Source organism: Reyranella aquatilis, from assembly GCF_020880995.1.
Lineage (GTDB): Bacteria > Pseudomonadota > Alphaproteobacteria > Reyranellales > Reyranellaceae > Reyranella > Reyranella aquatilis.
Map to the genome: position 1 here is coordinate 177861 of NZ_JAJISD010000005.1, position 11451 is coordinate 189311.

Genomic DNA, 11451 nt, shown 5'->3' on the forward strand with positions numbered 1-11451 from the left:
CGCGCCGCCGGTTCGCGTTACAGTCGCAGGAAGCCTATCGGAGCAAACGCCATGACCACCCAGCCCCAGATACGACGGCCCCTCGACGGCATGCTCGTGCTCGATCTCGGGCAGATCTACAACGGCCCCTATTGCGGCCTGCAACTCGCGTTCATGGGCGCGCGCGTGCTCAAGATCGAGCCGCCGGAGGGCGACGTGGTGCGCCGCCGCAAGCGCGAGGTCGAGCCCTATCCGCTCGTGATGCTCAACTCCAACAAGGAGTCGGTCGTCCTCGACTTCAAGCAGCCGCGCGGCAAGGAGCTGTTCCTGGCGCTGGTCGAGAAGGCCGACGTGCTGATCGAGAACTTCGCGGCGGGCGTCATGGACCGGCTCGGCCTCGGCTACGACGTGCTGAGCAAGCTCAATCCGCGCCTCGTCTATGGCGGCAGTTCGGGCTTCGGGCTCGACGGCCCCTATCGCGACCTCGCCGCGATGGACGTCACCATCCAGGCGATGAGCGGCATCACCAACGCCACGGGCGATGCCGACGGTCCGCCGACCAAGGCGGGCGCCGCGGTGTGCGACTTCCTCGCCGGCATCCATCTCTGCGCCGGCATCCTGGGCGCGCTGGTGCAACGCGAACGCACCGGCAAGGGACAGCGGGTCGAGGTCGCCATGCACGAAGCCGGCGCGATCTCCATCGCCTCGGCGCTGGGCGCGGTGATGGACGGCGACAGGAACGTGCCCGACCGCACCGGCAACCGCCATCCCGCGCTCGCGATGGCGCCCTACAACACCTATCGCTGCCGCGACGGCTATGTCGCGATCTTCACCTCGGCCGAGCGGCACTGGGTGTCGATGTGCGGGATGCTGGGCCGCGAGGATCTGCTGACCAACCCCGAATTCACCACCACGCCGGGGCGCGCGAAGAACATGGCGGTAATCGACGACATGGTCGGCGCCTGGACGCTGCCGAAGACGAAGGACGAGGTGCTGGCCGCCCTCACCGAGGCGCGCGTGCCCTGCGCTCCGGTGAAGACGGCACGCGAGGTCGCCTACGATCCCCATCTCGAGGCGCGCGGATTCTGGGTCGATGTCGAGCACCCGCGCCGCGGCAAGACCCGCGTGCCGATCTCGCCGATCCGGCTCCACACTGGCGGCAAGTCGGAGATCAAGCGGCCCGCGCCGACCCTGGGACAGCACACCGACGCGGTGCTGGGCGAACTCCTGGGCCTGCAGTCTGATGAACTCGGCAAGCTGCGCACCGACGAGGTGACGGTGCCAGTAACGGAGCGGAAGAAGAAATAGGGAATCAGACTCCTCTCCCCCGCCAGGGGGAGAGGTTGGGTGAGGGGGTTGCGCACGAACGCTTCGCCCCACCCCCTCACCTGGCCTCTCCCCCGAGCGGGGGAGAGGGACATGAGATGAAGGAGAAACGCCATGCCGATCATCGACTCGCAGGTCCATGCGTACGAAGCCAACACGCAGAAGCGGCCATGGGCGACGGTACCGAACTGGCCGCCGCACGTGACCGGCGACGAGATGGTGGCGGCGATGGACAAGGTTGGCGTCGACGGCGCGATCTTCATCTCGTCCTTCTCGATGTACCGCTACGACGGCAGCTATGCCGAGGAAGTGGCCCGCCAGCACCCCGGCCGCATGGCGATCGTGAAGCCGGTCGATCCGGACGATCCGAACGTGGCCGACGTGGTCGCGAAGTGGAAGGAGACGCAGGGCGCGGTCGGCATCCGCATCTTCCTGCGCGAGGAGGAGAAGCGCGCGCCCGACCATCCCGGCTTCGACCGCATCTGCAAGGCCGCCGTCGACTACGACTTCCCGCTGAATTTCCTGTTCTGGGGCAGGGTCGACGACGGCATCAAGCTGATCGACCGCCATCCCAACACCCGCTTCATCGTCGACCATCTCGGCCTGCTGCAGCCGCGCGTCCCGCCGGCGCCTGCCGAGCCGTGGGCCGACCTGCCGAAGATCCTCGATCTGGCGAAGCGTCCGAACGCGGTGATCAAGGTGAGCGGCGCCTGCACGCTCTCGAAGCAGCCCTACCCCTTCCCCGACATCTGGGATCCTCTGAAGCGCGTATTCGACGCCTGGGGCTTCGAGCGCTGCCTCTGGGGCACCGACTGGACCCGCGCCTTCGCCGTCGTGAACTACGAAAACGCGGTGAAGCCGTTCCTGGAGACGAAGACGCTGAGCGACAGCGAACGCGCAATGCTGATGGGCGGTGCGTGCACCAGGGCCTACGGCTGGTCGCCGGGTTGATTGTCATTCCGAGCGCAGCGAGGGACCTTTAGCTTCTGCCGACGCAAAGGTCTCTCGCTGCGCTCGGGATGACAGCGTGCGCCTACGACCGTTCCCGAATATCCGAGAACTTCACCTTCGGGCTCTTCTCGGCGGTGTAGCCCAGCTCCCAGGCATTGCGCGCCAGGAACACCGGGGAGCCGTCGCGGTCCTCGGACATGCCGCCGCGGTTGGCCGACATGAACGCCTCCAGGTCGGCCTTGGTCTCGGCGGAGATCCAGCGCGCGGTCTCGAACGGCGCGGGCTCCAGGTCGATAAGGACGTTGTATTCGGCCTCGACGCGGGTCTTGAGCACGTCGAGCTGCAGCTCGCCGACGACGCCCACGATATGGTCGCCGCCGATGACGCGGCGGAACACCTGAGTGACGCCCTCTTCCGCCAGGTCTTCCAGCGCACGACGCAGCTGCTTGGACTTCATCGGGTCCTCCAGCCGCACGCGGCGCAGGATTTCCGGCGCGAAGTTGGGGATGCCGGTGATCTTCAGCGTCTCGCCCTCGGTCAGCGTGTCGCCGACCCGCAGCACGCCGTGATTGGGAATGCCGATGATGTCGCCGGGCCAGGCCTCGTCGACGATCTCGCGTTCGCGGGCGAAGAACAGGATAGGCGAGTTGACCGACAGGGTCTTGGACGTGCCCATCTGCGTCAGCTTCATGCCGCGGCGGAACTTGCCGCTGCACAGGCGCAGGAAGGCGATGCGGTCGCGATGGTTGGGGTCCATGTTGGCCTGGACCTTGAACACGAAGCCCGAGACCTTGGGTTCGGTCGGCTCGATCGGACGCGGCTCGGCGGGCTGCGGCCGCGGCGGCGGCGCCCAGGCGGCGATCGCGTCGAGCAGTTCCTTCACGCCGAAATTGTTGTAGGCCGAGCCGAAGAACACCGGCGAGAGATGGCCGGCGCGATAGCTCTCCAGATCGAACGCCGGATAGCCCGCGCGCACCAGCTCGACCTCCTCGGCGAAGTTTGAATCGGCGATCTGATAGTTCTCGATCACCTCGCCGATGCGGCTGCGGTCGGTGTTGTCGAACACCAGCATGCGGTTGTTGGCGAGATCGTAGGTGCCCTTGAAGTTCTGGCCCGAGCCGGTGGGCCAGGTCATGGGCGAGACGTCGAGCGCCAGGGTCGAGGCGACCTCGTCCAGAAGCTCGATCGGGTCCTTGGACTCGCGGTCCAGCTTGTTGATGAAGGTGATGATCGGCACATCGCGCAGGCGGCAGATCTCGAACAGCTTGCGCGTGCGCGCCTCGATGCCCTTGGCGGCGTCGATCACCATCACCGCCGAATCGACGGCGGTCAGCGTGCGGTAGGTGTCCTCGCTGAAGTCCTCGTGGCCCGGCGTGTCGAGCAGGTTGAAGACGGCGCCGCCATACTCGAAATGCATCACCGAGGTGGTGACCGAGATGCCGCGCTGCTGCTCGATCTTCATCCAGTCCGAGCGCGCCCGCCGCGCCTCGCCACGCGCTTTCACGGCACCGGCGACATGGATGGCGCCGCCGAACAGCAGCAGCTTTTCCGTCAGCGTCGTCTTGCCGGCGTCAGGATGCGAGATGATCGCAAACGTGCGCCTGAGCCCGGCGGGATGGCCGGCCAGACGGGCGTCGGATGCGGGAAGAGCGGCGGAATCGGGCACTTTTCAGGGGGTCCTTCGGGGTGGCGAGGGGGTAGCGGACAGGTCCGGTGGCGTCAACTCGGGCAGAGGGCCGTTTCTCCCCGGCCCTCTGCCTGCCTGACGCTTGGTCGCCCTGCCGAGGTTTGTTAGTACGGCGCGGGCTTTTTCCGGCGCGCAGATCGGGCCGAATGGATTGGGGTCAATGGACAAGACGAAGGCTGGCGGGACACCAATCGCGCTGCGCGTGCTGAAAGAACTGGTACTGCCGCTGGCGGGCGGTGTCGCCTACGGCGCGGTCGTTGCCCAGGCCAAGCAGATGCCGCTCGACGGCGTGACGGCGGGCGGCGTGGCCTTCTTCTGCATCCTGGCCGCGCAAGGTCTCGTGCTGGGCGCGGCCCGCGCCGCCCGGAACGAGAAGGCGGCCCCGCCAGCCCTGCCCGCGCCGCCGTCCGAGCCCGCCAGGCTGCCGGCGCCCGAAAAGGAGCCCGCCCAGGAGCCCACCCGTGAGCCCGTCGGAGAGGCGGCGAAGGAAGCGGCAAAGGCGCCGAAGTCCCCGCCCCTGATCGTCATCGAACCCACCTTCGAGCCGGTCGCCGCGCCCGTTTCCATGACGGTCGTCGAACTGGCCCTGACGCCCGCGCCTGCCCCCAAGCCCGCCAACGACTTCGTCAGCATCCGCGTCGGCGTCGAGGAACTGAAGGAACAGGGCGTGTGGCCCGAGCCCGTCGAGGAAAAGCCGGATGACGGCCAGCGGCCACTCTTCCGCAACCTCGCCCATTCACCGGCCACCAGAACGCCCGTGGAAGCGCTGGCGCCGAAGCAGCTCCTCGACCTCAAGATGCCGTACCAGGCCGTGCTCAACGCCGCCGTGAACTTCGAGCGCGAGATCAAGCGCCGCGCCGGCCTGCCCGACGACCGCATCGTGGCGCTCGAAAGCCTGTTCGAGCAGGAGCGCTTCAACCTGTCGAGCGAGCAGCAGAAGCAGCTCGATACGCTGCGCCGCATCCGCAACAACATCCTCCACGGCTTCGAAACCCTGGTCGATCCGGTCGAGGCGGCTGCGCTCGTCGCCGCCTTTGACCGCGCGGCATCATGGTTCGATCTTGCGAACATCACACGGGAGAAATCCGAGAAAGAAGAGCCCGAGACTCCCGTGAAGGTGAAGGGACCCACGAATGATGAGGCAGAAGAACCCGCGAAAGAAAAACTTACTGACTAGAAAGTTGCAGCTGCCATCCAGCTAACCATCGTGGCTGTAGCGGACATGCTCAGACCTAGGAAGCACTGGAGGGTTTGCCACAATCCTCGGCCACACGTCTCGAGCTAGGGTATTCGCGATATTGTGCCTTGAGTAATGAATATGCGACCCGCCTTTTTTCCAATGATTGCCAGCTTGCCGCATATCCCGCTGATCAAAGTAAAAAAGGTGCCATTCAGGTGTCTGTGGATTGTGAATCAAGTGGGCTGAGAAAAGGCGCCGGTCTTCAAAAGTCTGAAAGATCTTCCTTATAAACTTCCTCGCCTTGCCGCGTGCCGGTCCTACGCCATTTTGCGCTAACGACCCCATTTCTTCGTCGGTCGGATCAAGGTGCAAGGGTCGATGTTCATACTGATGAACAAGGTACTGAAATGGCGCGAGCGCACCGATGCGCGCGTTCAGCAATACATTGGCGAAGTCCGACCCCGTGATTGTGACCTCACGGCAATACTTTTGAACCGCGGCTTTGTTGGGAAGCCGCATGAGGTCCAGGACTGCTGACCTTACATAGCCAGCCGGAGGTTCGTCGCTCATCGCTTTGGCGTCCTACTTGCCGCCACAGTAGGTGATCGCAGCATTGCCAGCCCATCCGTGGCCACGAATATCAGCACCACCATCAAGAACCAAGTCTTCGCAAGGCTTTCATTGTCGATGGGCGAGAATCTCCACCGCTCAGCTTTCGAAGCTAGTGCTGGCCCCAATCATCCCGCTACACTCCCGCCATGAACCCCGACCAGCTCAAGACCTTCATCGGCAGCTTCTGGGACGACCAGATCCTGCCGTCGCTCACCGAGTACATCCGCATCCCCAACAAGTCGCCGTCCTTCGATCCGAAGTGGGAGGAGAACGGCTACATGGAGCAGGCGGTCACGCTGATGACCGACTGGGCGCGGCCGCACGTCGCCGCCTTCGCCGGCGCGACGATGGAGGTGGTGCGTCTGCCGGGCCGCACGCCGCTGATCTTCATCGAGATCCCGGGCGACGACAACGACGACACCGTCCTGCTCTACGGCCATCTCGACAAGCAGCCCGAGATGAAGGGCTGGGCCGAGGGCATGGGGCCGTGGATTCCGGTGCGCAAGGACGACAAGCTCTACGGCCGCGGCGGCGCCGACGACGGCTACGCGATCTACGCCTGCTTTGCCGCGTTGCTGGCGCTGCAGGAGCAGAAGGTGCCGCGCGCCCGCTGCGTCATCATGATCGAGGGCTGCGAGGAATCCGGCAGCTACGACCTGCCCTTCTATGTCGACCACCTGCTCGACCGGATCGGCGATCCGTCGCTGGTGGTCTGCCTCGATTCGGGCTGCGGCGACTGGGACCGGATGTGGCTCACCACGTCGCTGCGCGGCATCGCGGCCGGCACGCTCAAGGTGACCGTGCTGAACGAGGGCGTGCATTCGGGCGACGCGTCGGGGATCGTGCCCTCCTCCTTCCGCATCACGCGCGCGCTGCTGACACGCCTGGAGGACGAGGCGACCGGCGAGATGAAGCTGCCGGAGCTGTTCGTGCAGATCCCGCCGCAGCGCATTGCGCAGGCCTCGGAAGCCGCGCGCGTGCTGGGCGACGAGGTCTATCGCAAGTTCCCGTTTGCCGGCACGACCAAGCCGATGGTCGACGACCTCGGCCAGATGGTGCTGAACCGCACCTGGCGGCCGCAGCTCGCGACGGTGGGCATGGCGGGCTATCCCGAGCCGGTCGATGCCGGCAACGTCCTGCTGCCCTACACCGAGGCCAAGATCAGCGTGCGCACACCGCCGACGCTCGATGCCAAAGAAGCCGTGAAGGCGATCAAGAAGGCGCTGGAGTCCGATCCGCCGTACGGCGCCACCGTCGAGTTCGATGCCGGCGAAGGCGGCCAGAGCGGCTGGCACGCGCCGCCGCTGGCGCCGTGGCTGGAGAAGGCCGTGAACGACGCCTCGCAAGAGGCGTTCGGCGAGCCGGTCGCCTACATGGGCGAAGGCGGCACGATCCCCTTCATGGGCATGCTGGGCGACAAGTTCCCCAAGACGCAGTTTGTGATCACCGGCGTGCTCGGCCCGCATTCGAATGCGCATGGGCCGAACGAGTTTCTGCACATTCCAACGGGCAAGAAGGTCACGGTCGCGACCGCGCTGATGATCGCGGCGCATTACGCGCGGAAGAAGAAGTAGCTTCTCTTCCTCCTCTCCCCCGCAGGGGGAGAGGCTGGGTGAGGGGGCGACGCACCTCTCGTAACCCCCTCACCTAACCTCTCCCCCTATCGGGGGGAGAGGAATATGAGTCAGGAATTCAGTTCCTCGCGCAGCATCTCGAGCTCCAGCCACTCCGTCTCGGCGGCGTCGATCTCGGCCTGGGCCGTCCCGATGCGGTTGGTCTTGGCCTGGAAGCTCTTGGGATCGCGGCGGTACAGGTCGGGATCGGCCAGCGCCTGCTGCAAGGTCGCGATCTCGGCCTGCAGGGCCTCGATCTTCTTCGGCAGTTCGACCAGGGCGCGTTCGCGCTTGTAGCCGAGGCGGGCCTTGCCCGGCGCTGCCGGCTTCGGCGCAGGCGGCTTGTCCTTCGCGCGTGACGGCGTGACACCCGTTGGCTCCACGCGCGGCCCGCGCTGGGCCACGTAGTCGCTGTAGCCGCCGGCATATTCGGTCGCCGTGCCGTCGCCTTCGAGCACGATGGTCGAGGTGACGAGCCGGTCGAGGAAGTCGCGGTCATGGCTCACCAGCAGGACGGTGCCGTCGTAATCGTCGAGCGCTTCCTGCAGCAGGTCGAGCGTGTCCGCGTCGAGATCGTTGGTCGGCTCGTCGAGCACGATCATGTTCGACGGCGCGGCCAGCGCCTTGGCGAGCAGCAGGCGGTTGCGCTCGCCGCCGGAGAGGGTGCGCACCGGCTGGCGCGCCTGCTCGTCGCGGAACAGGTACTCGCGCAGATAGGTCATCACATGCGTGAGATGCCCGCGCACCAGAACATGGTCGTTGCGGTCGGCCAGCGTGTCCCAGGGGGTCTTGTCGGGATCGAGGCCGATGCGGCGCTGGTCGATCACCACCGGCATCAGGTTGGCGCCGAGCTTCACCGTGCCGCTGTCGGGCTCGAGCTCGCCCATCAGCATCTTGAGCAGCGTCGTCTTGCCCGCGCCGTTCGGCCCGATCAGGCCGATGCGGTTCTTGCGAAAGATGCGGGTCGAGAAATCCTGGACGATGACCTTGTCGCCCCAGCGCTTGGTGATGTTGCGTGCGGTGACGACCAGCGCGCCCGAGGCCTCGGCGCTGCCCGCCTCGATGGTGGCGCGGCCGACGGGGCCGATCTGCTGGCTGCGCTGCTGGCGGAGCGCCGCGAGTGCACGCAGGCGGCCTTCGTTGCGCGTGCGGCGGGCGCGGATCGACTTGCCGGCCCATTCGGTCTCGCGCTCGATCAGCCGGTCGAGCTTGTGCCGCTCCGTCGCCTCGCGTTCGAGGATGTCGGTCGACCAGGCCTCGAACTCGCCATAGCCCTTGTCGAGACGGCGGACGATGCCGCGGTCGAGCCACAGCACGGCGCGCGTCAGGTTGGTGAGGAAGCGCCGGTCGTGACTCACCAGCACGTAGGCGCCGCGCCATTTCGAGAGCTTCTCTTCCAGCCACTCGATGGTCGGCAGGTCGAGATGGTTGGTCGGCTCGTCGAGCAGCATGACGTCGGGCTCGGCGATCAGCACGCGGGCCAGCGCCGCGCGCCGCGCCTCGCCGCCCGATAGCGTCGTCGGATCGCGATCGCCGGCGAGCTTCATGTCGTCGAGGATGGCGGCGACGCGATAGTCGTCGGGCCCCAGCGAATCGGTGAGCGCCGAGCCGACATAATCGGCGACCGTGGCGTGGCCGGTGAAGTCCGGCTCCTGCGGCAGGGTGGCGACGGTGGCGCCGGGCTGGGCGAAGCGCTCGCCGGAATCGGCGATCGGCGCGCCCGCGAGGATGCGCAGCAGGGTCGACTTGCCGGCGCCGTTGCGGCCGACCAGCGACAGGCGCTCGCCCGGCGCGATGCCGAGATCGACGCCGGCCAGGATGGTCTGGTCGCCGAGATGGAAGCGAATGTCGCTCAGCGCAAGGAGGGGCGGATCGGCCATGGGAGGCGCTGTATTGGCCGAACCTGACCGCGTCGGCAAGGTTTGCGGCGTTTGACGCGCCGGGCGGCGCCCTGCATGAAGGCGCCGTCATGGTGATGGGCCTCACGACGGGACTTTGGGTCAGCGCGCAGATACGCCTCTGCGACCGCGCGTTCATTCCCGCAGCGGTCGTGCGGCGCGGCGATCCCGATGTCGGCACCGTACTGCTGAAGATCAACCGCTTCGAGGCGGGCGTGACCGTCTTCACCCAGACCAGCACGCTCGACGACGAACCGTCGTGGAGCCGCGGCACCGGCCCCTCGCCCGTGACCGAGCCGGAAGCCGACGCCTACATCGCCCGCCAGGTCGCGCGCGATCCCGACCTCTGGGTCCTCGAGATCGAGGACCGCAAGGGCGAATACAAGATCAACGGCAAGATCGTTTAGGCGAAGACGCGAGGTCTTCGAGTAACCCCCTCACCCAGCCTCTCCCCCTATCGGGGGAGAGGAGTTCCAAAATCATGTTCCTCGCCCCGACAGGGGGAGAGGTTAGGTGAGGGGGATGCGCACGGGACGGCGAATGTCGCCCCCTACTGCGCCCCCAGCACCGTCGTCGGATCGATCGTCTTTCCGGCGCGGCGCACCTCGAAGTGGAGCTGCGGGTCGGGCGTCCCGCCGGACGTTCCGACCTTGGCGATCGTCTGGCCGCGCTTCACCGTATCGCCCTTCTTCACCAGCAATTCTTCGTTGTTGCCGTAGGCGGTGATGTAGCCGCCGGGATGCTCGATCAGCAGGAGGTTGCCCATCTTGGCCACCTCGTTGCCGGCATAGACGACCTTGCCGCCCTCGGCCGCCTTGACCGGCGTGCCCTTGGCGGCGGCGATGTTGATACCGTCGTTCTTCTGGCCGCCCGTGGTGCCGTAGGGCAGGACGATCTTGCCGTTCACCGGCCAGCTCATCTTCGGCGCCGGCGGCGTGGCCGCCACGGAGACCGATTTGCCGGCCAGCGGCGTCGGTTCGCCGGCGGGCGCGGCGGAGCGCGGCGCCTCGCCCGACGAGGAGCCGGGCGGCGGCGCGAGGCCTTCCCTCTTCACCGAGGACGGCGCGTTGGGATTGGCCGCCGCGGTCTGCGTGCCGGGCGCCTCGCCGTAGGTATCCTGCACGAAGCGCGCGCCCGGCATCGCCAGCTGCTGGCCGGGCTTCAGCGTATAGGGTGCCTTCAGGTTGTTGCGGTCGATGATGGTCTGCGAGGGCACACCATAGCGGCGCGACAGGCCGTCAACCGTGTCCTTGTCCTTCACCACATAGACCGGAACGGCGTTGGGGCCGGCGGCGGACCCGGGATATTCCATGGTGCCTTCGCGGGCACCCATGACGGTGTTGCAGGCGCCGAGCGCGACCGACAGCACCGCCATTGTACCCAGCGTGTGCATCCGGCCGGCCCATCGCGAGGGGAAGCGAGGGGCGTTTTTCATGGCCGGAGTGTAACTCATCGAGATTCGAGCGGGAATAGGACCCGGGGTCGTTCGTTTTTCGACGCTCCCGGACATTGCCTGAGGCAATGTCCTGCCGCCCCCCGGGCCTGAGCTTCGCTCAGCCCGACCCGAGCACCGGCAGCGGGCCGGCGACAAGCGGCACGAACCGCACCGGCATCAGCGTGTCGCGCTGCAGGCCGCTCTCGTTCTTCACGATGCGCTCGACGACTTGCGAGGTGGGATCGCGGCCGACCGGGACGATCAGGATGCCGCCGACCGCCAGCTGGTCGATCAGCGCCTGCGGCCGCTCCTCGGCGGCGGCGGTGACGATGATGCGATCGAACGGCGCCTGGCCCGGCCAGCCCTTGCTGCCGTCGTTGATGTCGACCACGACGTTGTAGATGCCGAGGTCGAGCAGCAGGCGCTCGGCGGCCTTGGAGAGCGGCTTGAAGCGCTCGACCGAATAGACACGGCGCGCGAGCTTGGCCAGCACGGCCGCCTGGTAGCCCGAGCCGGTGCCGATCTCGAGCACCTTCATGCGCGGACCGACCCGCAACGCCTCGGTCATGGCGGCCACCACCAGCGGCTGGCTGATCGTCTGGCCGAAGGCGATCGGTAGCGCGGTGTTCTCCCAGGCGCGCTCGGCGAAGGTCTGCGTGACGAAGCGCTCGCGGTCGACCGAGGCGATGGCCGCCAGCACGTTCTCGTCCGTAATGCCCGAGTTGCGCAGCTCGGCGATCAGGCGCTGCATGGCGGCGACGTTCACGCGG

General features: G+C 66.9%; 10 protein-coding genes. 5 read left to right on the forward strand and 5 right to left on the reverse strand.

The features are described from left to right. Positions 1 to 51 precede the first annotated feature (51 nt). On the forward strand, positions 52 to 1287 hold the full coding sequence (locus tag LJ725_RS13360) for a CaiB/BaiF CoA transferase family protein (protein ID WP_230551159.1): 1236 nt from the start codon (positions 52 to 54) through the stop codon (positions 1285 to 1287). 132 nt (positions 1288 to 1419) lie between these two features. Continuing rightward, a complete protein-coding gene (locus LJ725_RS13365) occupies positions 1420 to 2256 on the forward strand; it encodes an amidohydrolase family protein (protein WP_230551160.1) in 837 nt (278 codons plus the stop codon). Positions 2257 to 2338: 82 nt separating this feature from the next. Here LJ725_RS13365 and LJ725_RS13370 read toward each other — a convergent pair whose 3' ends face one another. Continuing rightward, the gene (locus LJ725_RS13370; protein ID WP_230551161.1) at positions 2339 to 3922 is read right to left on the reverse strand and encodes a peptide chain release factor 3; all 1584 of its coding nucleotides are present in this window, start codon (positions 3920 to 3922) and stop codon (positions 2339 to 2341) included. Between the two features lie 103 nt (positions 3923 to 4025). Here LJ725_RS13370 and LJ725_RS13375 point away from each other — a divergent pair, with 103 nt between their 5' ends. After that, positions 4026 to 5120 carry a hypothetical protein gene (locus LJ725_RS13375; RefSeq protein ID WP_230551162.1) on the forward strand — a complete coding sequence of 365 codons (1095 nt, stop codon included), beginning with the start codon at positions 4026 to 4028 and terminating at the stop codon, positions 5118 to 5120. A gap of 21 nt (positions 5121 to 5141) precedes the next feature. Here LJ725_RS13375 and LJ725_RS13380 read toward each other — a convergent pair whose 3' ends face one another. Further along, on the reverse strand, positions 5142 to 5693 hold the full coding sequence (locus LJ725_RS13380; protein ID WP_230551163.1) for a hypothetical protein: 552 nt from the start codon (positions 5691 to 5693) through the stop codon (positions 5142 to 5144). Positions 5694 to 5881: 188 nt separating this feature from the next. Between LJ725_RS13380 and LJ725_RS13385 the strand changes: the two genes are divergently transcribed. Beyond that, a complete protein-coding gene (locus LJ725_RS13385) occupies positions 5882 to 7309 on the forward strand; it encodes a M20 family metallopeptidase (RefSeq protein ID WP_230551164.1) in 1428 nt (475 codons plus the stop codon). A 110-nt stretch (positions 7310 to 7419) separates the two neighbouring features. Here the strand turns inward: LJ725_RS13385 and LJ725_RS13390 are convergent, their stop codons facing one another. Further along, a complete protein-coding gene (locus tag LJ725_RS13390; protein WP_230551165.1) occupies positions 7420 to 9228 on the reverse strand; it encodes an ABC-F family ATP-binding cassette domain-containing protein in 1809 nt (602 codons plus the stop codon). 89 nt (positions 9229 to 9317) lie between these two features. Between LJ725_RS13390 and LJ725_RS13395 the strand changes: the two genes are divergently transcribed. Further along, positions 9318 to 9653: a DUF1491 family protein gene (locus LJ725_RS13395; RefSeq protein ID WP_230551166.1), complete on the forward strand. Its 336-nt coding sequence runs from the start codon at positions 9318 to 9320 to the stop codon at positions 9651 to 9653. 143 nt (positions 9654 to 9796) lie between these two features. Here the strand turns inward: LJ725_RS13395 and LJ725_RS13400 are convergent, their stop codons facing one another. Both LJ725_RS13400 and LJ725_RS13405 read right to left on the reverse strand, forming a co-directional pair. Continuing rightward, the gene (locus tag LJ725_RS13400; RefSeq protein ID WP_230551167.1) at positions 9797 to 10681 is read right to left on the reverse strand and encodes a M23 family metallopeptidase; all 885 of its coding nucleotides are present in this window, start codon (positions 10679 to 10681) and stop codon (positions 9797 to 9799) included. A 118-nt stretch (positions 10682 to 10799) separates the two neighbouring features. Next, positions 10800 to 11447, reverse strand: a complete 648-nt coding sequence (locus LJ725_RS13405) for a protein-L-isoaspartate(D-aspartate) O-methyltransferase (protein ID WP_456239138.1) — start codon at positions 11445 to 11447, stop codon at positions 10800 to 10802. Between the last annotated feature and the right edge of the window lie 4 nt (positions 11448 to 11451).